At 40.5% G+C, this 24,765-nt stretch carries 27 protein-coding genes and 1 tRNA gene; 17 read left to right on the forward strand and 11 right to left on the reverse strand.

The window, feature by feature from the left end; genetic code table 11:
• Window positions 1-476 precede the first annotated feature (476 nt).
• The 8 genes from CSQ79_RS04985 to CSQ79_RS05020 all read right to left on the reverse strand — a co-directional run bounded on the left by CSQ79_RS04985 (window position 477) and on the right by CSQ79_RS05020 (window position 8,395).
• On the reverse strand, window positions 477-1,085 hold the full coding sequence (locus CSQ79_RS04985) for a hypothetical protein (RefSeq protein ID WP_099700082.1): 609 nt from the start codon (window positions 1,083-1,085) through the stop codon (window positions 477-479).
• Between the two features lie 425 nt (window positions 1,086-1,510).
• Window positions 1,511-2,290 carry a GNAT family N-acetyltransferase gene (locus CSQ79_RS04990; RefSeq protein ID WP_099700083.1) on the reverse strand — a complete coding sequence of 260 codons (780 nt, stop codon included), beginning with the start codon at window positions 2,288-2,290 and terminating at the stop codon, window positions 1,511-1,513.
• A gap of 83 nt (window positions 2,291-2,373) precedes the next feature.
• The gene (locus CSQ79_RS04995; RefSeq protein WP_099700084.1) at window positions 2,374-2,856 is read right to left on the reverse strand and encodes a hypothetical protein; all 483 of its coding nucleotides are present in this window, start codon (window positions 2,854-2,856) and stop codon (window positions 2,374-2,376) included.
• Window positions 2,857-2,965: 109 nt separating this feature from the next.
• Window positions 2,966-4,414 (reverse strand): glutamate--tRNA ligase, encoded by a 1,449-nt coding sequence (gltX, locus tag CSQ79_RS05000; RefSeq protein ID WP_099700085.1) that lies wholly within the window; start codon window positions 4,412-4,414, stop codon window positions 2,966-2,968.
• A 137-nt stretch (window positions 4,415-4,551) separates the two neighbouring features.
• Window positions 4,552-4,625, reverse strand: a tRNA-Asp gene (locus tag CSQ79_RS05005).
• A 68-nt stretch (window positions 4,626-4,693) separates the two neighbouring features.
• Window positions 4,694-5,548 (reverse strand): sulfotransferase family protein, encoded by an 855-nt coding sequence (locus CSQ79_RS05010; protein ID WP_099700086.1) that lies wholly within the window; start codon window positions 5,546-5,548, stop codon window positions 4,694-4,696.
• Between the two features lie 179 nt (window positions 5,549-5,727).
• A complete protein-coding gene (locus CSQ79_RS05015) occupies window positions 5,728-6,867 on the reverse strand; it encodes an esterase-like activity of phytase family protein (RefSeq protein ID WP_099700087.1) in 1,140 nt (379 codons plus the stop codon).
• A gap of 46 nt (window positions 6,868-6,913) precedes the next feature.
• The gene (locus CSQ79_RS05020) at window positions 6,914-8,395 is read right to left on the reverse strand and encodes a TM0106 family RecB-like putative nuclease (protein WP_289500567.1); all 1,482 of its coding nucleotides are present in this window, start codon (window positions 8,393-8,395) and stop codon (window positions 6,914-6,916) included.
• 152 nt (window positions 8,396-8,547) lie between these two features.
• On the opposite strand from CSQ79_RS05020, the gene CSQ79_RS05025 reads away from it, so the two are divergent.
• The 4 genes from CSQ79_RS05025 (at window position 8,548) to CSQ79_RS05040 (ending at window position 12,005) form a co-directional block, all read left to right on the forward strand.
• Window positions 8,548-9,738, forward strand: coding sequence for an aminotransferase class V-fold PLP-dependent enzyme (locus CSQ79_RS05025; RefSeq protein ID WP_099700089.1), 1,191 nt, complete (start codon window positions 8,548-8,550; stop codon window positions 9,736-9,738).
• Window positions 9,739-9,831: 93 nt separating this feature from the next.
• Window positions 9,832-10,908 carry a glycosyltransferase family protein gene (locus CSQ79_RS05030; RefSeq protein ID WP_099700090.1) on the forward strand — a complete coding sequence of 359 codons (1,077 nt, stop codon included), beginning with the start codon at window positions 9,832-9,834 and terminating at the stop codon, window positions 10,906-10,908.
• 2 nt (window positions 10,909-10,910) lie between these two features.
• Window positions 10,911-11,324: a secondary thiamine-phosphate synthase enzyme YjbQ gene (locus tag CSQ79_RS05035; protein ID WP_099700091.1), complete on the forward strand. Its 414-nt coding sequence runs from the start codon at window positions 10,911-10,913 to the stop codon at window positions 11,322-11,324.
• A 348-nt stretch (window positions 11,325-11,672) separates the two neighbouring features.
• Window positions 11,673-12,005, forward strand: coding sequence for a hypothetical protein (locus tag CSQ79_RS05040; RefSeq protein ID WP_099700092.1), 333 nt, complete (start codon window positions 11,673-11,675; stop codon window positions 12,003-12,005).
• Window positions 12,006-12,042: 37 nt separating this feature from the next.
• Here the strand turns inward: CSQ79_RS05040 and CSQ79_RS05045 are convergent, their stop codons facing one another.
• Window positions 12,043-12,522: a PspA/IM30 family protein gene (locus CSQ79_RS05045; protein WP_143755420.1), complete on the reverse strand. Its 480-nt coding sequence runs from the start codon at window positions 12,520-12,522 to the stop codon at window positions 12,043-12,045.
• 185 nt (window positions 12,523-12,707) lie between these two features.
• Between CSQ79_RS05045 and CSQ79_RS27420 the strand changes: the two genes are divergently transcribed.
• From CSQ79_RS27420 to CSQ79_RS05060, 4 genes are all read left to right on the forward strand, one after another.
• Window positions 12,708-13,142 (forward strand): hypothetical protein, encoded by a 435-nt coding sequence (locus CSQ79_RS27420; protein WP_289500571.1) that lies wholly within the window; start codon window positions 12,708-12,710, stop codon window positions 13,140-13,142.
• Between the two features lie 162 nt (window positions 13,143-13,304).
• Complete coding sequence (locus CSQ79_RS27425) at window positions 13,305-13,433, forward strand: hypothetical protein (RefSeq protein WP_289500572.1); 129 nt, start codon at window positions 13,305-13,307, stop codon at window positions 13,431-13,433.
• 96 nt (window positions 13,434-13,529) lie between these two features.
• Window positions 13,530-14,339, forward strand: coding sequence for a Nif3-like dinuclear metal center hexameric protein (locus tag CSQ79_RS05055; protein ID WP_099700094.1), 810 nt, complete (start codon window positions 13,530-13,532; stop codon window positions 14,337-14,339).
• A gap of 457 nt (window positions 14,340-14,796) precedes the next feature.
• On the forward strand, window positions 14,797-15,105 hold the full coding sequence (locus CSQ79_RS05060) for a DUF6679 family protein (RefSeq protein WP_015188739.1): 309 nt from the start codon (window positions 14,797-14,799) through the stop codon (window positions 15,103-15,105).
• A gap of 65 nt (window positions 15,106-15,170) precedes the next feature.
• Here CSQ79_RS05060 and CSQ79_RS05065 read toward each other — a convergent pair whose 3' ends face one another.
• Both CSQ79_RS05065 and CSQ79_RS27430 read right to left on the reverse strand, forming a co-directional pair.
• Entirely contained in the window at window positions 15,171-16,835 is a 1,665-nt protein-coding gene (locus CSQ79_RS05065) for an MBL fold metallo-hydrolase (RefSeq protein ID WP_099700095.1), read from the reverse strand.
• A gap of 99 nt (window positions 16,836-16,934) precedes the next feature.
• Entirely contained in the window at window positions 16,935-17,057 is a 123-nt protein-coding gene (locus CSQ79_RS27430) for a DUF8629 family protein (protein WP_015188741.1), read from the reverse strand.
• Window positions 17,058-17,125: 68 nt separating this feature from the next.
• Between CSQ79_RS27430 and CSQ79_RS05075 the strand changes: the two genes are divergently transcribed.
• The 9 genes from CSQ79_RS05075 to CSQ79_RS05115 all read left to right on the forward strand — a co-directional run bounded on the left by CSQ79_RS05075 (window position 17,126) and on the right by CSQ79_RS05115 (window position 24,286).
• A complete protein-coding gene (locus tag CSQ79_RS05075) occupies window positions 17,126-17,731 on the forward strand; it encodes a DNA-3-methyladenine glycosylase (RefSeq protein ID WP_099700096.1) in 606 nt (201 codons plus the stop codon).
• Window positions 17,732-17,796: 65 nt separating this feature from the next.
• Entirely contained in the window at window positions 17,797-18,117 is a 321-nt protein-coding gene (locus CSQ79_RS05080) for an ArsR/SmtB family transcription factor (protein ID WP_099700097.1), read from the forward strand.
• Window positions 18,096-18,635, forward strand: a complete 540-nt coding sequence (locus CSQ79_RS05085) for an SRPBCC family protein (RefSeq protein WP_099700098.1) — start codon at window positions 18,096-18,098, stop codon at window positions 18,633-18,635. Before CSQ79_RS05080 ends, CSQ79_RS05085 begins: the two co-directional genes overlap by 22 nt.
• Window positions 18,636-18,724: 89 nt before the next feature.
• On the forward strand, window positions 18,725-19,321 hold the full coding sequence (locus tag CSQ79_RS05090; protein WP_099700099.1) for an ATP-dependent Clp protease proteolytic subunit: 597 nt from the start codon (window positions 18,725-18,727) through the stop codon (window positions 19,319-19,321).
• Window positions 19,318-20,355 (forward strand): NAD-dependent epimerase/dehydratase family protein, encoded by a 1,038-nt coding sequence (locus CSQ79_RS05095; protein WP_099700100.1) that lies wholly within the window; start codon window positions 19,318-19,320, stop codon window positions 20,353-20,355. Before CSQ79_RS05090 ends, CSQ79_RS05095 begins: the two co-directional genes overlap by 4 nt.
• Window positions 20,356-20,506: 151 nt before the next feature.
• Window positions 20,507-21,961 (forward strand): site-specific integrase, encoded by a 1,455-nt coding sequence (locus CSQ79_RS05100; RefSeq protein ID WP_099700101.1) that lies wholly within the window; start codon window positions 20,507-20,509, stop codon window positions 21,959-21,961.
• A gap of 134 nt (window positions 21,962-22,095) precedes the next feature.
• On the forward strand, window positions 22,096-22,923 hold the full coding sequence (gene rsmA, locus CSQ79_RS05105) for a 16S rRNA (adenine(1518)-N(6)/adenine(1519)-N(6))-dimethyltransferase RsmA (protein ID WP_099700102.1): 828 nt from the start codon (window positions 22,096-22,098) through the stop codon (window positions 22,921-22,923).
• A gap of 74 nt (window positions 22,924-22,997) precedes the next feature.
• Window positions 22,998-23,951: a 4-(cytidine 5'-diphospho)-2-C-methyl-D-erythritol kinase gene (ispE, locus tag CSQ79_RS05110; protein ID WP_099700103.1), complete on the forward strand. Its 954-nt coding sequence runs from the start codon at window positions 22,998-23,000 to the stop codon at window positions 23,949-23,951.
• 5 nt (window positions 23,952-23,956) lie between these two features.
• Window positions 23,957-24,286 (forward strand): DUF3082 domain-containing protein, encoded by a 330-nt coding sequence (locus CSQ79_RS05115; RefSeq protein WP_099700104.1) that lies wholly within the window; start codon window positions 23,957-23,959, stop codon window positions 24,284-24,286.
• Window positions 24,287-24,765 lie beyond the last annotated feature (479 nt).

A 24,765-nucleotide genomic window follows, 5' to 3' on the forward strand; every position in this document is an offset into this window, starting at 1 on the left:
CCAGCATATTATTCTGTCTATTGATTCTCAAAATGCGTAGAAATCTCACTAAAGACAGAATACTGGTCTAAGGTTAAGTGGTTATAATCAAGAGTTAGGAAAAAATTAACTTCCGGTTAATAGTACTGTTTTTGTTACTTAATTTTTTCTTATCACTGTAATTAGTAAAAGCAATGAATTACAGTAGGTAACTTAAATGCATTTCTGGATGAGAAAAAGACTAAATTAAACGAGTGCAGATTGCATTCTAACAACTCAAGCTAAACCTATTTTTAATGGCATCTGAAAAAAAACGAGTTGTCGTCATTCGGGTAACGTACCGCAATTCAACATGATATTTAATATGTAGATAAAGTAGCTGTCGCTGCGGTTGTCCGATAACTAACTAATTATAATTATTCCGTTATTGGATGGTTTAAAACTACACACCAATGACGATTCAACTCGCCAAGTAGATACTCTATTAAGTTAGTGCTTTATCTTCTAGTGATACGCTCAAAACTTCCGCTTCTAGACGAGCCTAGACTACCATAGCTAGATAAATTTTCAATCAGGTTTATGCCGTCTATCGTAACACTACCTGCAGCTTGTGCTTCTCTAAAAGAACCATTAGAACGATAGCGTGTCATGTATGTTGGTGTTTGATAAGTATAACTGTATTTGTCGTTAGACGTAGAGCCTATGCCTGTCCATGTCAGTGCCACTGACGCAGTTTTGCTAGTCCCTGACCAGTAGTCGTAAACTACAAATGTCCCATTTAAAGAGGCTGAGCTAAGCTGATTGTCAATTGTGAAGTTGGCATCTGGACTAGAGCCGTATCCAGATGAATATGTTCCATTGCAATAATTGTAGTTATCGTAATATAAGTCTGCTCCCATCTGTGCAGTAGGTGCGCCTGGACCATCTTTAACCCTGCTAGTAAAAGCAGTAACGTAGACGGATGTTGAATTGCACTCGTCATACTGGTAAAATGAGGCATAAGCATTTTGCCCTTTAAACTGGTACTTAGTTGTGGTAGCAGCCACTGCTGGCAAGCTAAAGCTGAGGGCAGCTACAATGGTTCCAGCAACAATTGCTGTTTTCATGGTTTCTCTCCTAAGTATTTCTATTTATTTCCAGCTCGAATTAGGACTTAATAAGTCCTGTAAAAGTCTATGTCCGCAGAAAACACTTGCGGAATCAGGTTGGTAAGTCTGTTACCGCATTATTCTTTAGGACGACCAATAAATATATTCAGTAAAAATGGCTACTGTTTTATTTATTAAGTAACTTTGATATATCTCAAAGAACAGCAAGTATTCTTCGTAAGTTGCAATATATTTACAGTAATATCTCTGTAACTTACTGTGGCATTGCATTATCTATTTTGCATATTTAAGTGTTGAAAAATATTGATTATAGACAGAATGTTTGTCTATTAAATCTTTTATTGTATGAATACAAGTGCAAAGAAATTTGCCGTTATACAAACTCTTTGATCCCTACGATTAGTAAAAGTAATTATTTGTAGTTAGACCAAAGTTAATAAACATTCTTCAAACGTTGCTATCCACGCAAAGCCGAGTTTTTCATAACACGCGATCGCGATCGCATTATCTGCTTTCACATTCAAGCCTATATAATTCACTCTCTTCAAAAGTTCTTGACACAACCTGGCTACAACTTTTTTACTCAACCCTTGTCCGCGAAATTGTGGATGTGTTGTAATGTTACCTAACGCTGCGACTTTGTACTGTGGGGAATATACGTGAACTCCCGCAATACTAACAAGCGTGTTTTCGCATCGAATACCATAGTAATATCCAGTTTCTAGCATTCGCGAGTCAAACCAGTTTTCTGGATAGCTTATACGATACAACTCTGCTATTTCATCGGCATTTTCTACTGCAAGTTGAATAACTTCAGATGTATCAAAATTAGCTAAAAACTGACTATTAGTTAAAGCCATCTTTTTGTGCAAACCGTGGGATTGTATTTGGTAATCTTCCGCAAATACTTGAGCTAAGTCTTCACTAAGATGAGCATAAAATTGTCTTGGGAGAAGATGTATGATTGATCGCAGTAGATGTGCCATTAAAGTTGGTTCTGTTGTCAAGCCCAAGAGTACAGGTAAATCGGAACCTTTGTATATCAAAACCACCTGTTTAAGCGTATCTTCCTGCAAGCCGTACCAAGTTGTGTGTTGCCAGAAAAAATTGTCTAAATCTCCAATACTATAAAGATGGAGAAAAGTATTTTGACGTAGCAGCGCCTCTATTTCATTTTTATCGTGTAAGCAAACTATTTTCATCAGGACTTACGCAAAAACTCTTTGAAACTCTTATTCCTTCGTGTCCTAACGGCTTGTGGTTCGTTTTCAAAATACAATCTAGACTAACGCTTCTTGCTAATTCTCAAAATATAAGGATAATAGCTATCCCTATCAAATGACCCTACCCAGACATCATAGCTACCAGCTAGCCACTCTCCACCAATACCAGGATCTTTACCGTCAGCATCATCATTGCACCAAGTACCACCAGGACCGCGAACGATGATAGTAGTATCTTGAGGACTTTGTATTTGAAGTCGGAGATATTCAAAAAAATCTTTGAGTACCAGAGTATGGTCAGGTTCTGTATCAACAAAACCTACACATGGTCCATTGACAGTTTCCGTTCTTCCAGCAACTTTTTGTGCTGGTACTGAACCACCGCTAATTCCCCTTAGCGTCAACGGTGAGGAAAAATTGCGATCAATTGTCACGTTCTCAAATAAAGGTGGTGCTGGCTGTGCTTGAACTTGTAATGTTGTCATTCCAGAAATAGTGACGGAAATGGCTAAAATTAAGCTTTGATTTAGCACTTTATGGTGCATTCTATAGTTATCAAGGTCGGGGATAGAATAGCAGAATGTTGCTCTTTAATTCGACTTATAGTTAACAAAGATAGTTCCAAAAAAAAAGCCCGCCGCAGCGGACTTAGATTTATTTAGCAGTTGCGATCGCAATTTCTAATCGCGCTTTATCAAACTGCCTTTGATGTAAAATTACCCAAGATTGAATTAAGTCAGGACCTTGCATATCTCCAGTTAATGCTGCACGTAGCGATCGCATCACCAATCCTTTCTTGACGTTTTTCTCTTTTACTACGTGTTTAATGATATCCTGACTACTTGCTTCGCTCAGTTCAGTACCATGATTGAGTGCAGACAAAACACCTTCAAGAACTGCTTGTGAACCTGCTTGCTGTAACTGATGCGTTGCATCTGCGCTGTATGTTAATGAGTCAGTAAAAAATAGCCAACTCATATCTACTGCATCTTTGAGCCGAGTTAAACTAGGACCAATAACACGAGCGATTTTTTCTAACCAAATGCGATCGCCTACAGCATCAAATTCATATCCTGCAGCTTGCCAATAGGGTATCAACAAATCTGTCAGTTTCTCTACAGGCATAGAGTGTAGATACTGACTATTAATCCAATCTAACTTTGCCCAGTCAAATTTTGCCCCAGCTTTATTAACACGATCAAAACTGAATTGCTGTGCTGCTTCTTCTAGGGTAAAAAATTCCTGCGTTGAATCAGGTGGCGACCAACCCAATAACGTCATATAGTTTACCATTGCTTCGGCGACAAAGCCCATTTCTTTGAAGTCGAAAATTGAGGTAACACCGTCACGTTTGGAAAGCTTGCGCCCTTCCATATTTAAGATTAAAGGTGTATGGGCAAATTCTGGGACAGTTGCCCCAAAAGCTTCATATAGTAAAATTTGCTTGGCAGTATTGGCAATATGATCTTCTCCACGAATGACGTGGGTAATTTGCATATCTATGTCATCAACCACGACAGCAAAGTTGTACAATGGTTGACCAATTCCCTTATTTTCTGCCGCACGGGCAATAACCATATCACCACCCAAGTCACTACCGCGCCAACTCATCTGTCCGCGTACCATGTCATTCCAGACAATTTCGCGATCGTCTTCAATCTTAAAACGAATTACTGGACGGCGACCTTCAGCAGTAAATGCAGCTTGTTGTTCGGGTGTTAAATTGCGATGGCGGTTATCATAACGCGGCGCTTCGTTTCGTGCTTTTTGGGCTTCGCGCATCGCGTCTAATTCTGCTTCAGAACAGTAGCAGTAGTAAACTAGTCCTTTATCAAGTAAATCTTGCACTCTTTGGCGATACACATCCAAACGGCGTGACTGAAAAATTGGTCCTTCATCCCAATTCAGCCCCAACCACGTTAAACCATCAAGGATATTTTGCGTATACTCTTCACGCGATCGCTCAGTATCAGTATCTTCGATTCGTAGAATGAACTTACCACTATGATGACGGGCAAATAACCAGTTAAATACCGCAGTTCTTGCGGTTCCAATATGTAGATTTCCTGTAGGACTAGGGGCAATGCGCACTCTAACAGTCATGTTAACTCTAAATTTTAGATGTAAAGTTTAGTGAGAGAAGCTTGAAGCTTCTACTATCGTGTATTTCCAATAACCAATTGGCACAGGTTAATTATGTTAACCTATGTCTCGCCTACTTTGAGTACTTACGATGAGAACGGGACTGACGGGGCTCGAACCCGCAACTTCCGCCGTGACAGGGCGGTGCTCTAACCAATTGAACTACAGTCCCAATTTTTGACCGATTTCTATCTTCGCATACTTTTTCTGAGCTGTCAATGCGAATAATTTCTCATGAGGTCAACTTGCGTATAATGTCTTCCATTCAGGAAACTGACGACCTAACAACTCACTCAACGTCTCAACTTGTTTAACTTGAATTGGTCTAAGAAACGCTTTGACTGGCTCTAAATCTACAACTTCGCGATCAACATAAGTATTTGACCAACTCTTTGCCCATGTACGCATTGATTTAGGTACTACAGGCTTTACCGCTTGCCAATACTTAGAGTTACGCAAACTACCAGCAAGAGATTTTTCTTGCCACAAGACTTTACGAGGTGTAACATTCTTCCGTTCTTCAAGGTTTTGGGGAACAAAGGACGAATCAACTCCCAACCACGCAAACAACTTTTGCATTTCTTTGGTAGCGTCTTTTTTTAAATCTTCAAGGGTGAGAGTTGCGACTCGTTCTTTACCGAAAGTATCAAAATATAACTTGAGTTGCATCGCATAATCACTAACTTCCAAATAGTGAGGCTGTTGCTGAATTGCCGTCACAATATCACGTCTTTCCTTAAAATAGGATACATGAAACCAGTAATGGCTGATTGTACGTTCTATTGGATCTCGCATAATGTAAATAAAACGAGCATCAGGATTGAACTGTGCTATGAGTTCTGGTACACCACTGTAGTATGGAGCTTTTGAATAGTTTGTACTCGATTCTCCCACTAGCAAAGCGTCCCCAGCATTCTCAAAAAGCTTGAGATATTCTTGTTCACCCTTCTCCCAATTAGAGTGATTAGAGAAAAACATTGGCTCTTTGGGACTACACATAAAAATTTGAGGATGATTATTTAAATAGTTGTGCAGTGACGAAGTTCCTGCTTTCATTGCACCGATAACAAATAGATTGGGGCGTGGTTTTGACATATTCAATTACTTCCATCGACCTTTTAAGTTTTATTGCTGCAATCCTTAGTACAGTCGCTCAATAGCTCTTGCTGAATAATTTTAGGTAACTAACAAATTCATAATGTGTTGTACCTTACAGTAACCATACTTTGTATAAGTATAAGTTTATACAGTAGAATCGCTGCAATTGTGAAAAACTAATCCTTAAATTGAGATTGGATAGTAAGAGCTAAAAATTGAGTACGCTGCGCAGGTTGAAAGTTATTATCGCTAACTAGGATTAACGATCTTTGCCCATCAGTCAACTCCGGACCTAATGTTAAGCCTTCGATGTTATCTAGTGCAATGTTTTTCAATGTTTTGAGATCGAGCAACAATCTTTTCTTTACTGGTTTGATGCTACTGAAATCAACTTGACGCAGACTATCGATATCACTGATATCATCGGCTTGTGCTAAAGAAACTGCGTACAAGCGAATGCTGTATCCTAAACCTGTAAATGCGCGTTCTAAGCTAATGAAATTGCCGTTATTGTCTATAGCTAGTAAATCAACTAGCCCGACACGCATAAATTTAGGTAGATTGATTTGTGTTGGTACAGTTTCAGTGATGTACAGGTACTCATGCGATCGCACTCCTGAACGCAAGTCATATTGTAAAATTCGGCAAGGCGAACTAGTATCAGGTTGACCAATTGGTTCATCTTGCAATAGAGCATTTTCGGTTGCACTAAATAAATATTGCTGATTAGGCGTCACTGTTAAACTTTCAAACGCATTATTATTGCGAATACCGCGATCGCGACTTGCAGTTGGTAAAAATCTTTCAGGTATGGGTAGCGATCGCAACTCTTTCCCACTTGCTAACGAGAACTCTTTGATAAATGGATCGATTAATCTTTGTGTATCACCTTCGGAAGAAATAAACACAGTCTGGCGATCAGTTACTGCAATTCCCTCGGCATCAATATTATATTTGGCAAAGGGTTGATTCTCGGCATTGAGTAGAGTTGTAACTTTTAAAGGAGTCACATCACCTTGCTGTAATCCCTGTTCTAAATTAATTTTTAAAGTATAAAATCGTGCTGGTGCTCTTTCGCTGCGATCGTCAGAGATGGCGTAATAAACATTTTTATTAGAATCATAAGTAATTCCTGATAACCCACCGAGTTCCGTCCCCTGATGAGAAAATCCTGTGGGTAATGTTGCTTCCCCCAGAAAATTAACTGCAGTGACTGGTACTGCGGGCGTAGGTTGGCGTGTAACAAAAATAACACTCAATAATAGACAAAAAAGCACCAATGTAATTGGCTGTAATAGTTTGCGGCTCAATGACATAGAAAAAAGGGTCAGGGTTCGGAGGTCAGAGAAATGATTTTGACTTCTATGGTGTTCTAATCACTTGGAGATTGGTAGGAGGTAAATCAGTAGTAAAATCTATCAACCAATCTTTGACATGGCGTGTAGCATGACAATCATCTTCGTTATAGCGGACAATGGATTCAAGTAACGTGCGATCGCCAGTTGCCAACCATTGATCGTACCAATAAATACAATGCGAACCATTCGCTTGCTGATCGCGCCACTCAAACCCCAACCACCGCGCGATCGCTTTTAAAGTATAGTTTTCTACAGGTAAAGCCACTGTTTGCGTCACTTGCTCGTAAACATCTACAAACCGTGCTAGAAGTGTTTTAATTTGCTGTCGTGGAGTGTGATAAAGTTTGCCCAAACGTTTGATAGTATCGACCTCATAAGCACAAAAATGATAAATTGGTGCAGTCGGATACTGGTGAACTAAATCTAAAAACTGTTGCCAAATCCTTTCTTCTTGGGCGGGTGTTTCGGCTAGGAGTTTATGGAATGTTTCGGTTCCTGTTTGACGATCGACAACTAAAACTCCCAACAAGTAATCTAAATTGAGATCGGGTTCAGCTTCAATATCAAAGTAAAGTTCTATAGGTGCTTGTGGTATGGGCGTCTCTCCTGTGCCTATTCTACAAGTTGTATCCAACAAAATCGGACGATTTTCAAAAACAGCTTGAGCTTGTAAAACTAATTTCTGTGCAACTTGGCGATCAAATCCTGGTAAAGATTCTAATTGTGCAGGATTGACTTGAGTCAAAGATTCCAGAGTGACAACATTTAATGCTTGTAATTGAGTGTAGCGATTAGGAGTTACTCCAGGAATTAGCGAAAGATGTTGTTGAGATTTAGCGATCGCATAACACTGAGTATACCAACGACAAAGACTACATCGCTGTCGAGAAATAAAGACTTCCGGTGCTAATTTGGCTTCTAAAATTTCCAGACATTGCGCCAAACTACGTTGCATCTGGGACGTCCACCTAGCAATATCCACGGTATAAACTTCTGGACGACGCAGAAATAACCATGCCGATTTTGGTGAAATTCCTTGGATATGCTCTAATACGTAGGCATTATACGCCGCAATAATTTGATATTCTAGCTTGGGGCGCTTTCCCAATTCTATTTGAGCAGGAATATAAACCCAGTCACCAAACCATGAGTCTCCAGGTTGTTTGATCAGTAAATCTGGACGACTTATCAGGGTATATTTTTCTAAATAGTTGGTGAGTAAGACTCCTTGACTAATACGCTCAACGCCTTGCTGCATCAGTTTTAGTGTTGCGATCGCACCTGCTTCCCAATTTCCTTTGTAATAATCAGGTTTTTGAGGATCTTGTTGTGCTAAAGCATTTTGTTGATGAACAACTTTGTCTTGTTGTAGCCGTAGTAAAAAGTCACTAGGAGTATCTCGCTGGCTGCGATCGCCATGAGTATCTAAAAAAGCCCGTCTTTGACAACGTTGATATTGCAGCAGCAGTTCAGCAGTCATTAGCATGACTCTAGACTAGCAATTTTTAGGGGTCAGGGGTCAGGGATCGGAGGACGCTTGCGCAGACCTACGGTTCAGAGGAGATATTTTAGGTTTCCTGATTTCTTTATTATGTGTGCGATCGCGTCATACTATTCACTAACGAGCTACTTCTGATAATGACGAGTATTTCTATTACCCCAACAGCACAACACCGACAACGATTTCCGGCTTTAGCAAATAAAGCTTATTTTAACTATGGCGGTCAAGGACCAATGCCGCAAGCGGCGATTGATGCCATCAATCAAGCACAAGAATACATTCAAACTCATGGTCCCTTTTCCACAAAGGTGAATGGTTGGATTGTTGAGGAAGTCCAACAAACACGACAGGCGATCGCCTCAGAACTCAATGCGCCTGCTGAATCAATGACAATCACAGAGGACGTGACAGTTGGCTGCAATATTGCTTTATGGGGTATCAACTGGCAAGCAGGTGATCGTATACTACTGACAGACTGCGAACATCCTGGTGTCATTGCAACAACACGAGAAATTGCCCGACGATTTAATGTCGAAGTTTCGTTTTGCCCTGTTATGGCGACTCTCAACAGCAGCGATCCGGCTGAAGTGATTGCCCAACACCTTACACCAAATACGCGACTCGTCGTTTTAAGTCACATTCTGTGGAATACAGGTCAAGTTTTACCTATAAACAAAATTGCCCAAGTTTGCCGAGAGTATAACAGTAGAATACAAATTTTGGTTGATGCAGCCCAGTCAGTTGGTTTATTGCCATTGAACTTAACTGAGTTACAAGCAGACTTTTATGCTTTCACAGGTCATAAGTGGTGGTGTGGTCCTATGGGGGTCGGTGGATTGTATGTTCGTCCCGAAGCAAGGGAATCGCTGCAACCAACATTTATTGGCTGGCGTAGTATCACGATGGATAGTCAAGGTAAACCTGTAGATTGGCAACCTGATGGGCGACGTTATGAAGTCGCAACTTCTGCTTTTGGACAGTATTGCGGATTAAGAGCAGCGATCGCAACACATCAACAGTGGGGAACTGCGACACAACGCTATGAACAAATTCTGCAACTGAGTCACTATCTTTGGCAACGGTTAAACGAACTATCAGATATTGTTTGTTTACGCACTACTTCCCCTGAATCGAGTCTTGTATCATTTCAGTTAAAACAACAAAAACCTGGTAGACATCAACAGCTAGTACAGTACTTAGAATCACAAAACATGATGACGCGGACACTCCTAGATCCTGACTGTGTTCGCGCTTGTGTTCACTACTTCACCACAACAAGTGAAATCGATCAACTCATCGCCGGAATCGAAAGTTATTGTGGAATATGACTAGTAGGAGTGTGGGAGAGATTTGATTATTGTTTTTTACTACCCTACTCTAAAAACCCTGACCCCCGACCTCTGACCTCTGACCCCTAACATATGTTTCCCATCATCTACGTAGCCGTTACTAGCCACGGATTTGGTCATGCAGCGCGGACTGCATCGGTTGTGGCGACGATTAAAAAACTCTGTCCAGAAGCATTATTAATTTTCGTGACAACGACACCACGCTGGTTCCTTGAATCGTACATTCAAGATGATTTTATCTATCGTCCGCGATCGTTTGATGTTGGTGTAGTACAAAGCGACAGTCTCAAAATGGACAAAGCCGCTACACTCGAAAAAATGCAGCACATTCGCACTCAACAAAACGCAATTGTTGCTGGGGAAGTTAACTTTATTAAGCAAAATCGTGTCGGGTTAATTTTGGCAGACGTTCCACCTTTAGCTGGAGTCATGGGTAAAACCGCAGGGGTTCCGTGTTGGACTATTAGTAATTTTGGTTGGGACTTTATTTATCGTGATTGGGGAAGTGAATTCCAAGAAAGTGCCGATTGGATTTCTGATTGCTACAGTCAATGCGATCGCTTACTCCGCTTACCATTTCACGAACCAATGAGTGCGTTTAAAAATATCACAGACTTTGGGCTTCCTGGTGGTTCTCCATCCCACCCAGCCGATGCGCTACGATCTACATGGAATATCACAACACCAAAAGAACGCACAATCTTACTAACTTTCGGTGGTTTAGGTTTACAGCAGATTCCTTACGACAATGTGCAGCGATTTCCTGATTGGCAATTTATCACGTTTGCTCGTAACGCCCCAAATTTACCCAACTTACTCAAAATCACCGATCCGCAATATCGTCCAGTTGATTTTATGCAGCTTTGTGGCAGAGTTGTTTCTAAACCTGGTTTTAGTACGTTCGCCGAAGCTATTCGACAACAAGTGCCTATTGTTACTTTGACACGCGATGATTTTGCGGAAGCAGCTTTGTTGATTGAAGGTATTAAAGATTATGCCCACCATCAAATTATTAGCCCAACAGAATTTTTCCATAACGGTTGGGAATTTCTGCAACATGAACCTTTGACACCAAGAAAATCTCAAGGAATCGCCCTTGATGGCAATGAAGCGATCGCCCAGACTGTTTTAGAGTATTTCATTAATTAACAATGCATTACCAAAAAATTCTTAGAATTCCCACGCAAGGCAAATCTCTTAATAATGTCACTACCAAAATTGAATCAATTGTTGCTGAATCAGGTGTAGAAACAGGAATTTGTCATTTATTCCTGCGTCATACTTCTGCTAGCCTTGTAATTCAAGAAAATGCTGATCCTGACGTGCTGAAAGATTTAGAAAACTTCTTAGCGAAACTCGTTCCTGAAGATGCTTATTATATCCATAGTGCTGAAGGACCTGATGATATGCCAGCACATATTCGTACAGTACTTACACATACATCAGAACAAATTCCGATTGCTAAGGGTGAGTTGCTGTTAGGTACTTGGCAAGGAGTATACATTTGGGAGCATCGACGACGTAGTCACAATAGAGAACTTGTTGTTCACATTAATGGGATGTAGTTTTAAAAGTTTTGAGTTTTGAATTATAAAGAATCTCCCTAACTCAGCACTTATAACTCTTCAAAAACTCCTAATTTTTTTGAATGATTTCGCAAAGCGGTGAATAAAGTTATCTTTGTCTAAAGAATAGAAGTTAACTTGATATTTTTAATCACTCTAAAGACTTAAGCATTATTACTGTAAATAATCAACCTGACTCCTATATTACGGTTAGCCTGTAAAATATAATACGGTTTTTTCTATAGATATAGATTTACAAGTTTCTTTCTAGCGAAAGAGTCAACTGACTCGTATATTTTCTAAATTGAATTTAGTAAGTTCATGATATTCAACTTACTAAAAAGTATTATGGCTAAGCAACTGAACAAGAAACCAATCGAACAGCCCGTAAGTCGAGATTGGCATACACGAGAAGAACCAACTGCTAAAGAAAGAAATTTAACAGTTAACCCTGGTGATATCGTTACTGACGAGGCAAAATCTGTTGAAGAAAAAGCTCAACAAGTTGCTGTAGATGCACCTGATATTACAGGTGACTGGATTTTAGTTCCCACTTACTTTATCGTCGAATATCCAGACGGTAAAAAGCAAGCTCTGCACCATGTCAGAGATGCTAAGAAGATTTCTGATGTCATTCGTTTAGCGCGAGTTGATGATAAGGGAAATCGCATTTGGTGGTAATGCTTAGTGCTAGACTCCACTTCTAATCGACAAGTTATCAAACTGCTTTAGCTTGTGCTTCTAGCATTAAAACTTTTTCTTCTATCCGATCAAAGGCTTCTATCGCGCTGCTGGTACTTGAATATCTTCTGCTACTGTACATCTTATCTGCAATAAGTTTACTTTTTCCTGCCTTCAATTTTTGCTTCAGGTTATCAATATAAACTGTTTGCTTATCTAGTTTAAGTTTAAGTTGATTGGCAGTCGCAGTAGCAATTTGTTTTTGCTCCAAGGCAAGATGAGCCAATTTTTGATCGCATTTTTGTTCTGCTAATTTAACTCTGCGTTGCCACTTGTTAACTTCAATCTCTGCTTGATTGTACTTTTGCAGTGCGATCTTTTGATCGGTGAGTGCCTTAATTAAAGAAGAATACAAGTTCTTTAGGTGTATTACATCTAGATCTATACCTATATAATCATGCAAACTCATAATTTCTGACCTACTGTCGTAAGAATAGCAATAAATTGATAGCTTCAAATTTACAAATAATTACTTCAAATTACAACTGTAGTTTTAAGTTGATTTGATGAAGAACATATAAAGTTTCTAAAAAAAGAGAATTAAGGTTTATTGCAAAATATATTTGAATATTTTGCATATTATCTCTTTGCAAGAAAGTTAGATATCTAAATTTAAAAAACTAAGGAAAGGGGCAAGATTTAATGATTAATGTATTTAAGTCAAATCAGTTAAATTCTCAAAGTACATCAGAACTTAAAGCTGAACTATTAAAGCGAGTTAAAGGACGAGATACTGATTCTTTAAACACCAAAGTTCAGTATTATAAAAATATTCTGACACCGTATATTGAGGAGTTGACGCAACGAAATCCTTACCCAGTAGTAGCAGAACAAATTTCCCTTGTTCTTGGCGTGTGGACACCTGTATGGTCAACGATACCTTTTCACGATACTTTACCAGGGCGGAATCGAGAGCAGTCGTATCAAATTTTTCATGATGACAGCTACTACGCCAACATTGCTCGATATACTCCAGGACAAAATACTTTCTGGCAAAAATTGTCTACGAAATTACCAGCAATCGATTTAATGGTAATGCAAAAGTATGCGGTGAAGGATAACACATGGTACATCTAAAATGTAGGTATTGAGCAAGCTTTTCGGAATAGAGAAGTTCCACTATCAATTGAAGATGCAGAATCTTGGTTTAGTAGCGTAGTCAGTAATAAATTTCAATCGGTACAAGAAGAACTTCCGCAAGCGCTTGATTTAAAATTAGACAGCAAGACTATTAAGAAATTGGAGAAAACTTACCTAGCGACTCCCCAGTTAGAGCATCTTTATGTCGATCGCGATTTCCGAATTGTGAAAACGCAACGCGAAGCAGCACAGCGACCAAGTTATACAATTGCCATACGCAGACAGTAATCTGTCCGGTTGCCGAATTATGATGTCTGTGTAGGTTGGTAATAGGTAATTGGTAATGGGAAAAGCCAATTAGCAAGACTTGATATCGAATAGCATATGAAAATTGCGGAACTAATCGCTTGGTTTGAAGCATGGGCAAACCCTGCTTGGCAAGAAAGCTGGGATAATTGTGGTTGGCAGATTGAACCTAGAGTTTTAGAAGAGTCAGCACGAGTTCTTGTATGCTTAACTCCAACTCTGGCAGTGATGGAAGAAGCGATCGCCCTCAAAGCATCAGGAAATCCTGTCAACTTAATCTTTGCCCATCATCCTTTAATCTTTAAGCCTGTTAAATCTTTACAAACTGGAGATGCGATCGCCGAAATAGCACGATTGGCATTTCATCATCAAATTGGCATTTACACAGCGCACACGAATTTCGATCAAGTTGCTGATGGTACGGCTGATGTTCTAGCGCGGATGTTAGAACTCAAGCACACTACTCCCATTGTAGAAACGCAAGCAGGGTTAGGATACGGTCGTGTAGGGGTTCTAGAGCCTACTTTAACTTTACAGGAACTTCTTACCAAAATTTACAATCAGCTCCAACCACCTGATCTCATCTTCTCTCCGGAAGCAAACCGAGAGCAAACAATTGAACGTCTAGCAGTGTTAGGTGGTTCAGGGGCTAGTTTTATTTCAGACGTTGTTAAAACTGGTGCACAAGCCTATTTGACTTCTGATTGTAAATTCCATCAATTCCAGGAAAGTCGCGATCGCGGTTTAATTCTCATCGATGCTGGACATTATGCTACTGAACGCCCTGCTTGCGCTCATTTAGTCGCAAAATTGCAAGACTTAAGGCTTGAATGGGTACAATTAAGTCAAAAAGATGAAGACTTTCGGCAATTTTACGGTAAATATTAACTAATAATTTTGCTATAAAAAGATGAAGTATCGCAAAACAATGAGTTAGAATCATTTACATTAGGATCAAGCCATATGAGTCCCTAGACTCGAAAGTTATATCACTTGACAAAAAGTGGTAACAAAAAATACCGAATTAACGGTAATTAATGTGTTTTGCCAATCAAAGAAAAGTTCTAGTCAATGGCAAGCGCTGGCTTGATTGAGGCAAATGTCTCATTGCTGTAAACTAAACCCAACTTCTTTGAATAATGTTGCAAATTCAACATCTCAAGCTCAGAAGCGGTCTACATAGCTAGCGACTTAGGAGGCAAAAAATGATAAAAACAATAAAAGTTGCTGGCAAGAGATTTTTCACACAAAGTGGAAATCCTGCAAACTGAGTAACACTCCACTGGGACATCACCCAGAACTATGTACAGATTTAACCTACGTTGTAAAAGGGCAGAAGCGATAGATGCTACACCGCAAGATTTATCAATTGTGTGGCGACGGGCGTGAAGTATGCGTTTTCTTGCGGGACCAGCAACGCTGGATAGAACGCGCCCGCATCATCGATATCGAAGGGGATTTAGTTACCCTACGTTATGAAACAGAAGAAGAAGACGAGGTTTGTTCTTGGGAAGAAATGGTTCGCCTAGAAAGCATTGGTGCTGTAACTCAAAAACTAGCTTCAGTACCACGCGGCAACGCTGAACCATTAGTTTCTGAAGATTGTCCAGAGGCAGAGCGAATTCGTCGTTATACTGACTCTAATCCTGATTAAAGTGGCTAGTAAAGAGAAAGTAGGAAACAAAATAAAAGTTTCTTACTTTCCCAAATTCTCAAAAACTATTCTTCATTATTGCGCTCATAAGCAGGGCAGTAACCTTCTGGTGTCACCTTAAACCCGAATAGAGGAGACGCTTGATTTAAACAGCGCTGTCCGCGCTGAAATTTACAGGTAGCGCAGCAACTAATCTCGCTAGCGATTAAGCGATCGCTTGTTTGATTAAGTAACTCGCGCTGTGACAAACCACGAATAACTAATTCTTCACCTTGCCAACGGGCTTCAACTAATCCTGTATCTGCAAAAACACGCCAACGAGGATCGGCAATAATTGCTTCCGGTAGTGTAATTGTGATTACTGTGCCCAACTCATTTAGTTCACCTTCATAGTTCGTTTCTGGCGCTGCTGGTTGGATAAAGGTATCGCCAACTGGTAAATCTACAATTGTGCCACTTGCTGGAGAATGTAAATGGTAGCGATTTTGCAGTTCATCTAAACCAGTCAGATCTGCGAGATATGCAGGCGAACCATGCACGAAAATAACGTGTTGTGGTCTTAAGTTATGAATCAGTTGCGTAATTCCAGGACCATCACTGTGCTGTGCGAGTAAATATGTTTCTACAATAGTTGTCGGTACTAACGAGGAAGATTGAGGTACTAATTCTGGCAATGATTGAGGATGGGGAAGCAAACGCCCTGGCTTCTCTGGTAGGAGAATCAGCCAAGGACCTGTTTTGGGTTGGCAATATTGTTGTAAATCCGCGCTTTCATCAGTGATAACGATGCAGGGATTGCCGACATCAGCCCGCTGCTGCGGTGTTATTCTGCGCATTCGGGGACGTACCCGTTCGTCCCAAAATAATGGTTGATGGCGAGCAAAGTTTTGCACTGCTGCAGGTAGTTGAGGTAGCATTTCTAGGTAAGCATCGCAGCCAGCAGCAACCATACCATCAACCCAAATATCTAAATCGCGACCGGTGAAGCTGTGATGACTCCGCAGTAGCATGAGAATTTCTTGTCCAATTCCCAGCGTTGGAGTTGGCATCAAAACACAATATCCTTGAGCGATCGCGCGATTGATCCGTTCTGCTAGTTGATTTTCTTGATTTCGCCGATGCGGATGTCTTGCTGTACCGTAACTACCTTCAATAATTAATACATCTGGCTTCAACCCGCGCAATTCCTCTAAAGGCATTCCTTCAACTAACCGCGAGTTAGATAAGAAAAAGTCACCTGTGTAGAGTACTGAATATGTGCGCTGTGGTGTGGTGTAAGTCAGTAAAATTGCGGCTGCACCTGGTAAATGTCCCGCCGGAAACAACTCCGCACTCAACCCATCTTGAAACTCCACAGGCGATCGCCACGGTAATGCTTGACAAAACTGCGGAATCTGGTTTGTTCCTAACCAGTTGAGGGGTAATAATTGCGTTGTCGCTTCGCTGGCGTAGATAGGTAATGAAGGAAAAGCTTGATGTAGGGCGAGTAAGCCTTGGGCGTGATCGGGATGCGCGTGAGTGCACAAAACCAAATCGGCTGGTGGCGATCGCTTGCCTTTTTTTAGGATCGAAATATCTTCAATACCACAGTCAAGTAAAATACGATATGGTCCCATCCGTACTAGTAAGCACATGCCTTCATCAGCATGATGAACGCTGTATGGGAAACACTCTAGTTCGGAACTTGTTTCTCCAGCAGGACGGGAGGCTGTAGGTATACGTTCGCTCATGTACACCTCCACCTAAACCCAGTGCAAGCTAGAAGCTAGAAAATCAATGATCTGATTGATGAACCTCACCCCTGATTTAACTATACGATTCCTGCTTTTCTAATGGGCAGAACCGTTACCGTGGTAATTATCTGTATCATAAAAGCCATTTTTGGTACCAAAGAATAAGCACGACACAGTAAAAATGACTGTTAATCCCACGAGAATCAGCTTTACATCCATTTTTACACTCCCTCAACCTTCACTTCAGGATAAAATTACCAAAGTCAACTTTGACTATAGTAAATTGCGTGAATTCAACTACACTCAATCAGATTGTAGAACCTTCTTGGTTAGAGCGTCCATCTCCTGAAGTTGCGCCAGACCTACTTGGCTGTACGCTTGTACGTAAATTCCCTGACGGACAACTTCTGCGGGGGTTAATTGTGGAAACTGAAGCTTATGCAGTTGGAGATCCGGCGTTTCATGCTTATCAACGACGCACTGAACGTAATGCGGTAGTCTTTGGATCTGCAGGTAGAAGTTATGTTTATCTCATCTACGGGATTTATCACTGTTTCAACGTTGTCACAGATGTTGATGGTGTTCCAAGTGCCGTTTTAATTCGTGCTTTACAACTAGAGTCTTTATCAGAGAACGCATCATCGAAACCTCACCGAATTGCGGCTGGACCTGGAAAATTGTGTCTAGCTTTACAGATTAATCGCAATTTAAATGGTTCAGTTCTTCAACCAGGTGAACCACTGTGGTTAGAACATCGTTCTCCAGACTTTCAACAACAACTTGACGATCGAACTACTGCTTTTGTGCAAACTACCCGCATTGGGCTTACTCAAGGCGTCGATCTACCGTGGCGGTGGTATATCAAAAATTGTCCTGCTGTTTCTAAAACTTGACATTTAAGTGATTACTTATATATTCTAAAAATAGTTAAGCATTTACTTAAGTATTTGCTGTTTTTATGCGAGGAGATATTTTTTATGCGATCGCCGATCCGACACGTCGGGCAATTTTAGATCGCCTGCGAGATGGAGAACAACCTGTAAAACAACTTGCAGAACCTTTTGCAATGTCTTTACCTGCAATTTCGCAGCATTTACAGATTTTGTGTGAGGTAGGTTTAGTTACTCAACGGCGCTTAGGGCGTCAGCGGATATATCAACTCAATCCCGAACCATTGCAAGAAGTGAAAAATTGGGTTTCACATTACGAATTTTGGCAAGAGAAACTCGATAACCTGGGTGAATATCTGGAGGAGTCATGTTCCGAGTCGCAAAATTAGAAGCTTTCTATCCTTATCCGCCAGAAAAAGTTTGGAAGGCGATCGCCAATCGTTCTTCATTAGCAAAATGGTTGATGGAAAACGACTTTGAACCGCGTTTAGGGCACAAGTTTTGTTTTCAATCGCAATTACCAGGGTTAAACGAGGTTATTTACTGCGAAGTACTGAAACTTGTAGAACCATACGAACTTGCTTATTCTTGGCAAGACAATGTGATGGAATCTCCCTCAATTGTGAATTGGATACTTACACCTGTTGACGGCGGTACGCAACTGCATTTAGAACATCGCGGATATCAACAGGATGCGATCGCTATCAGTCAACCTAAACGTCCTACTCAATCTTGGCAAGCACAGCTAACGCATCAAGTCTTGGTAAGCGATCGCATTTCGGAATCCCAACAACTTGGCAGTATTCTCCTCAATTCCTACTTCAGTGGTAAATGGGAATATCTAATCAATGACAAACTTGCGGAAGTTTTGGCACAGGAAACACAAGACAATTTCGCACTTTCTTAAGGAAGCTACTTAGAACTGCTATCACTCTAAATATTAACTGTGGGGTAGGCATCTTGCCTGATCACTGAGACATCTTTTTGGTAACTACAATGAATACTCCCATCCCACTTAGCATTCCAGTCATTCAACCTTTTCTTCATAAAGACCAAACGTTCGATATTTATTCGCGATTACTTGCTGAGCGAATTGTCTTTTTAAAGGGCGAACTAACTGAGGAATTAGCTAACTTAATTGTTGCACAACTACTATTTCTTGATGCTGAAGATCCAGAAAAAGACATCTCCTTATTTATCAACTCTTCTGGAGGTTTAGCAACCGCAGCAATGACAGTTTACGATGCCATGAAACAACTTCGTACAAATGTTACGACAATTTGTGTTGGTACTGCTGCTGCAATGGGTGCTTTTTTACTATCTTCTGGAACTAAGGGCAAAAGATATGCTTTACCACACTCCCGAATTAAATTACAGCAACCAACAGGAAATACTGAAGGAAACGCAACTGATATTGAGGTAGCTGCTCAGGAGATTTTATATCTTAAAGAAACACTGAATCAAATTCTTGCTGAAAATACTGGAAAAACTCAAAAGCAAATTGAAGTTGATTTAAATAGAAATTTATTTCTGAGTGCCGAAGAAGCAAAAAAATACGGCTTAATCGATAATATCGTCACAAAAATACCATGAAAATCTTGATTATAGGAGGAACCAATTTTATTGGTCCAGAAGTAGTGCATCGACTTCATACAATGGGTCATGAGATCGCTGTATTTCATCGAGGAAAAACTGTAGCTGAATTACCAATAGGAGTGGAGGAAATTAAGAGCGATCGCACTCAACTTCCTGAAATGAAAAGCGAGTTGCAGCGTTTATCTCCTGATGTAGTTTTAGACATGTTTGCTTATACTGAGCAAGATGCACTGACCATAATGAAGTCATTTAAAGGCATTGCTCAACGTGTTGTTGCGATTAGTAGCATGGACGTGTATCGTGCCTACAACGTCCTTTTAGGGAAAGAATCTGAGATTGTTCCTGTACCACTCACCGAAGATTCGCCATTGCGTCAGCAACTCTATCCTTTTAAGGATATGCCACAAAGAGCGCTCAACGCTCCGGCTGATTACGACAAAATCTTGGTGGAACGAGTCGTGATGAGCGATACTGATTTACCTGGTACAGTTATCCGCTTACCAATGGTATATGGACCAAAAGACCCATTGCATCGGTTGTTTCCTTATCTAAAAAGGATGGATGAAAATCGTCCTGCAATTTTGTTACCAGAAAATTTTGCTCAATGGCGCGGTTGTTATGGATATGTAGAGAATGTCGCACACGCGATCGCACTCGCAGTTACAAATCCACAAGCCACAGGACGTATCTATCATGTGGCAGATTTACAAGTTTCTGAAATCGAACGGCTTAGTTACTTTGGGAAGGCTGCTGGCTGGCAAGGTGAAGTAATATCTGTTCCTAAACGCTATTTACCAGCAGGTTGGAATTTACCTTTTAATACCAAACAAGATTGGTTAGTTGATACAACACGAATTCGTCAAGAACTCGGTTACAGCGAGGTGGTATCTCAAGCAGAAGCGCTGACACAAACAATTAACTGGGAACGCAGTAACCCGCTGCTAGAAATGCCTCAATGGACAGGATTAGAGTTGTTGGATTATGTTACTGAGGATGAAATTTTATCTCGATTGAGCTACTCTCAGATATAAGAAAGCTTTGTTGAAACGAACCACTCCAGACACTGAGGAAAGAGATTTTTATAAATAATTTGAGCTTACTATAATACAAACGTGAAGGCAGGATAGTATTGTAATCTTGATGCAGTCTGGTAAAACATAAGAAACTGCAATCAATCGATTCATGCCAAGCCAGCAATTTAATTCTTACGATCCGCGTCAAGCCAAATGGAATGGTATTTCTATTGATAAATGGCAACCATCCGACTGGAAGCAATGGAAACCAAATGCGGGAAAAGACGAGACGGCGAAACTAGAACGCGAGTATCTGAGGATTAAGTATGCGATCGCTCAAGCAAACACTGCATTAAGTATCGATCGAGTAAAAGTTAAACTCAAGCTAACTACAGCTAAATCGATTGGGTTGCAAGGTACTTTTCCTTGTAAACCTGGCGATCTTGGTAAAAATGGAAGTTTCAACAAACAATACACAATTTCCTTGGGGTTTTCTGCAAGTGATGCTGGTATAAAAACGGCTGTCGCCAAAGCACGGGAATTAGATCTACTGTTAATGACAAAGCAATTTCAGTGGACGCCAGAACTCTTAGGCAAGCAAGCTCAAAAAATTGCATTACCACATGATGCTGCAAAACCGATTAGTGAATTAATTCAAGAATACGAGCGAGAATTTTGGAAGACTCACGAAAAAAATCGCCAAGGATTCCGTACTTGGGAAACTCATTATCTACGACATCTCAAAAAACTTCCTCAAGATGTTACCTTAACTCAAAAAGCCTTAGAACAAGCCTTAGAATCAGTTCCACCCAATACCTCAACAAGGTATTATTTAGCTTGGCAACTCAAAAAGTTTTGTGAGTTTTGTGGTGTTGATGGTAATAAGATTATTTATTCGTATACTACTCCTCAACCATTACCAAGTCTTCGCAAAATCCCTACTGATGAAGAGATCATTCAAGGTTTTGATACAATAGGAACTCCTCTATCACCCTACGCTAGTAAAGAAAATCTGACACAACCTGAACAGTGGCAATGGGTATATGGAATGTTGGCGACTTATGGTTTAAGACCTCATGAATTATTTGCTGTAGATCTCAAAGCTTTCACTGCTCCATCAAATATATTTCATTTAGTTACACTCGATCCTAGTCTTACTGGTGGTACGAAAACAGGCGAACGTACGTGTGGAATTCCACCATTGCATCCTCAGTGGGTTGAGTTATTTGATTTAAAAAACGTGAATCCCTACACAGGAGGAACTTTAAATAACAAAACTGCGAGGATTCACATTCGGTTTAGAACGACTGATATAGGTTTTAAACCTTATGATTTGCGCCACGCCTATGCTTTGCGCGGACATCGCTTGCGTATCCCAATTAAGACTATGGCTGATTATATGGGACATACGGTACAAGAGCATACGAAAACCTATCAAAGATGGATGAATGAAGATACAAACTTAGAAATTTATAAAGAAATAGTTATTCAAAAGGTAAATACTCAAGAAGCACTCAAAGTCAGGGTAGATGAATTAGAGGTCGAAAATGCTGTTCTCAAAGCTGAAATTAAGACCTTGAGGGAAATAGTTATCAAACATCAGCTTGGTAAACTACTAAGTTAAATAATGTACTTTTAAGCACATTTTTGTCTCAATGTCAATCAATGCTAGAAAGAAAATGACGGCTTAAAGTAAGAAAGAATTAAGAAACAATAGTGATAGAAAAATCTCAATACTAAGCCTGAAGAGAGTTATAGATGGTAAAACCGCGCAGGGCCCTTGCGCAGCATTGGCTCAAAAATGAAAAAGCCCTCAACCAAATTGTCACAGCAGCCGCAATCACAACACACGATCGCATCCTCGAAATCGGTCCTGGAACCGGCGTATTAACTCGTCGCCTATTACCGCTAGCCGAATCAGTAGTCGCTGTAGAAATCGACTCTGATTTATGCGAATTGTTAGCTAAAAAGCTGGGAAATACTGAAAACTTCTTACTCCTACAAGGCGATTTCCTAGAAATAGATTTACCCACTTTATTAACTCCCTTCCCTAACTTTCGCTCACCCAATAAAGTAGTCGCAAATATTCCCTACAACATCACTGGACCAATTCTTGAAAAACTACTCGGAACAATCGCAAACCCCAATCCTCAACCCTTTGACTCGATCGTACTGCTCGTTCAAAAAGAAGTCGCCGATCGCTTGTACGCTAAACCAGGGTCAAAAACTTTTGGCGCACTATCTGTCCGCGTCCAATACTTAGCCGAATGTGAATTCATCTACCACGTATCAGCAAAAAGCTTTTATCCACCACCAAAAGTAGACTCTGCTGTTGTTAGATTGCGTCCGCGACAACTACAATCGTTACCACTAAATCCACAACATCTAGAAACTCTAGTCCAAATCGGGTTTGGTGCAAAACGCAAAATGTTACGAAATAATTTAAAAGCGATTGTGGAACGCGATCGCTTAACTGAACTACTAGAAAATTTAGAAATCAATCCCCAAGCCCGCGCCGAAGACCTCAGCGTCAATCAATGGATATCCTTAAGTAATCAACTAGAAGCGGTTCTAGCCACTAATTAACGTGGACTGGGAGTTAAGAAAGTCTTACCCTCATAACTCAAAACTCATAATTCAAAACTCAAAACTATTTAAAAATGCATTCTTATTCACTCATTGCACCTGCCAAAATTAATTTATATTTAGAAATCATCGGCGATCGCCCCGATGGATACCATGCCTTGGCAATGATCCTCCAAAGCATCAACTTAGCCGATCAAATCAATATCCGCGCTGCAAGTACAGATACAATCCGCGTTCGCTGCGAACATCCTCAAGTCCCTACCGATAAAAGTAACTTAGCGTATAAAGCAGCAGCATTAATGGCAAACCAATTTCCCAATGCTTTTGCGCAGCATGGTGGTGTAGAAATCACAATCAACAAACAAATTCCTGTCGCTGCTGGATTAGCAGGAGGATCGACAAACGCCGCCGCTGTGTTAGTCGGAATCGATTTATTGTGGGAACTAGGACTCACGCAATCTGAACTCGAAGAACTCGCCGGACAACTTGGTTCAGATGTTCCCTTTTGTATTGCAGGTGGAACAGCGATCGCTACAGGGAGAGGTAACGAACTTTCGCCATTACCAAACTTAGATCATTTATATGTCGTCCTAGGAAAATATCGCAGCCTTGCAGTTTCTACAGCATGGGCTTACCAAACCTATCGACAGCAATTTGGTGACTCTTACTTAACCGACACCCACAGCCTAACCTCACGCGCCTCAGCAGTCCACTCTGGAGCAATCGTCAAAGCGATCATCCGTAAAGATGGTGTGCAAATTGCTGAAAAACTCCACAATGATTTAGAGCGTGTCGTGTTACCAGAGTATCCCCAAGTTGCACAGCTACGGCAAGTGTTTCAGGAAGCTGGAGGTAATGGTACTCTGATGTCCGGTTCAGGTCCTACAGTATTTACTTTATGCGAGTCGTACGAGCAAGCACAACAAGTAAAGCAGTATGTGAGAAGTGCAATTCCCAATCCAGATCTGGAACTCTGGTTAGCCCAAACGTGTAGTACAGGTATTCAAATAGCCACTAGTACTAAGTAAAGAACATGAATAACCAAGATAAGACTGATACTAAACCTACAAATACCACAACACAGACACCAACTCCGCTGCGTTGTTTAACAGGCTCTCTCATTTCTGGGGGACTTGCGATCGCACTATATTCACTCACCGCTGCGATCGCCCAGACTTTTGCCGCTAAGCCTATTCATTCTGATAATCCGGCAGTAATTAACATTGCCTCCGCAGTTCGTACCTTGGTAGTTGGAATGACTGCATTGGGGACTGGAATATTTGGTTTAGTCGCCCTAGGCTTAATTGGCTTAGCAATTCAAATTCTAATTCAGCAAGCCACCAAAAAAGGTTCACCTAGTTAAATCATCACACTATCATCGTTTACCGTCGCGGCGATCGCTTGGCTCTTTTTTAAATGCACACTGATTAGGAAGGAAATGATATGACCCGCGATCATTTCACTATGCTTTCAATTGTTATGTTTTCCTGAAGAAAAGAACCGTAGTTACAAAAACGAGCTTTTTGTTAGATGCGAGACACATTTATCAAGCTTTCCTCCGCTTCTTACCTATTTTGAAACTTCATTCTTTGCAATTCTTATTTTTGTCTCAACTTTTCCCCACACATTCCCCATTTTTTCCACAGGTAGATCTGGTTTTTTCCACAGATTTAACTCAGTTTTCCACAGGTCATAACGTTAAATAATCATTTGATGGCGGATCTGTGGATTTTGTCTGTTGTGACTGTCTTTGACCTCAATACGGAGATTATGTAAAGTTATGTAATGAAAATTAGCCTGAAAGGTTGATTTTCGCGTGAAGATTTTTTTTATATAAAGTCT

The sequence above is a fragment of the Gloeocapsopsis sp. IPPAS B-1203 genome (genome assembly GCF_002749975.1).
Classification (GTDB): domain Bacteria; phylum Cyanobacteriota; class Cyanobacteriia; order Cyanobacteriales; family Chroococcidiopsidaceae; genus Gloeocapsopsis.

What these genes read in the sequence shown, in the direction of transcription:
- CSQ79_RS27420 (WP_289500571.1), top strand. Translation starts at nt 12,708, where the DNA reads ATGATTAATGTATTTAAGTCAAATCAGTTAAATTCTCAAAGTACATCA.
- CSQ79_RS05115 (WP_099700104.1), top strand. Translation starts at nt 23,957, where the DNA reads ATGAATAACCAAGATAAGACTGATACTAAACCTACAAATACCACAACA.
- CSQ79_RS04990 (WP_099700083.1), bottom strand. Translation starts at nt 2,290, where the DNA reads ATGAAAATAGTTTGCTTACACGATAAAAATGAAATAGAGGCGCTGCTA.
- CSQ79_RS05040 (WP_099700092.1), top strand. Translation starts at nt 11,673, where the DNA reads ATGGCTAAGCAACTGAACAAGAAACCAATCGAACAGCCCGTAAGTCGA.
- CSQ79_RS04995 (WP_099700084.1), bottom strand. Translation starts at nt 2,856, where the DNA reads ATGCACCATAAAGTGCTAAATCAAAGCTTAATTTTAGCCATTTCCGTC.
- ispE (WP_099700103.1), top strand. Translation starts at nt 22,998, where the DNA reads ATGCATTCTTATTCACTCATTGCACCTGCCAAAATTAATTTATATTTA.
- CSQ79_RS05055 (WP_099700094.1), top strand. Translation starts at nt 13,530, where the DNA reads ATGAAAATTGCGGAACTAATCGCTTGGTTTGAAGCATGGGCAAACCCT.
- CSQ79_RS05015 (WP_099700087.1), bottom strand. Translation starts at nt 6,867, where the DNA reads ATGTCATTGAGCCGCAAACTATTACAGCCAATTACATTGGTGCTTTTT.
- CSQ79_RS05100 (WP_099700101.1), top strand. Translation starts at nt 20,507, where the DNA reads ATGCCAAGCCAGCAATTTAATTCTTACGATCCGCGTCAAGCCAAATGG.
- CSQ79_RS05085 (WP_099700098.1), top strand. Translation starts at nt 18,096, where the DNA reads ATGTTCCGAGTCGCAAAATTAGAAGCTTTCTATCCTTATCCGCCAGAA.
- CSQ79_RS05080 (WP_099700097.1), top strand. Translation starts at nt 17,797, where the DNA reads ATGCGAGGAGATATTTTTTATGCGATCGCCGATCCGACACGTCGGGCA.
- CSQ79_RS05035 (WP_099700091.1), top strand. Translation starts at nt 10,911, where the DNA reads ATGCATTACCAAAAAATTCTTAGAATTCCCACGCAAGGCAAATCTCTT.
- CSQ79_RS05025 (WP_099700089.1), top strand. Translation starts at nt 8,548, where the DNA reads ATGACGAGTATTTCTATTACCCCAACAGCACAACACCGACAACGATTT.
- CSQ79_RS05030 (WP_099700090.1), top strand. Translation starts at nt 9,832, where the DNA reads ATGTTTCCCATCATCTACGTAGCCGTTACTAGCCACGGATTTGGTCAT.
- rsmA (WP_099700102.1), top strand. Translation starts at nt 22,096, where the DNA reads ATGGTAAAACCGCGCAGGGCCCTTGCGCAGCATTGGCTCAAAAATGAA.
- gltX (WP_099700085.1), bottom strand. Translation starts at nt 4,414, where the DNA reads ATGACTGTTAGAGTGCGCATTGCCCCTAGTCCTACAGGAAATCTACAT.
- CSQ79_RS04985 (WP_099700082.1), bottom strand. Translation starts at nt 1,085, where the DNA reads ATGAAAACAGCAATTGTTGCTGGAACCATTGTAGCTGCCCTCAGCTTT.
- CSQ79_RS05090 (WP_099700099.1), top strand. Translation starts at nt 18,725, where the DNA reads ATGAATACTCCCATCCCACTTAGCATTCCAGTCATTCAACCTTTTCTT.
- CSQ79_RS27430 (WP_015188741.1), bottom strand. Translation starts at nt 17,057, where the DNA reads ATGGATGTAAAGCTGATTCTCGTGGGATTAACAGTCATTTTTACTGTG.
- CSQ79_RS05060 (WP_015188739.1), top strand. Translation starts at nt 14,797, where the DNA reads ATGCTACACCGCAAGATTTATCAATTGTGTGGCGACGGGCGTGAAGTA.
- CSQ79_RS05065 (WP_099700095.1), bottom strand. Translation starts at nt 16,835, where the DNA reads ATGAGCGAACGTATACCTACAGCCTCCCGTCCTGCTGGAGAAACAAGT.
- CSQ79_RS05020 (WP_289500567.1), bottom strand. Translation starts at nt 8,395, where the DNA reads ATGCTAATGACTGCTGAACTGCTGCTGCAATATCAACGTTGTCAAAGA.
- CSQ79_RS05095 (WP_099700100.1), top strand. Translation starts at nt 19,318, where the DNA reads ATGAAAATCTTGATTATAGGAGGAACCAATTTTATTGGTCCAGAAGTA.
- CSQ79_RS05010 (WP_099700086.1), bottom strand. Translation starts at nt 5,548, where the DNA reads ATGTCAAAACCACGCCCCAATCTATTTGTTATCGGTGCAATGAAAGCA.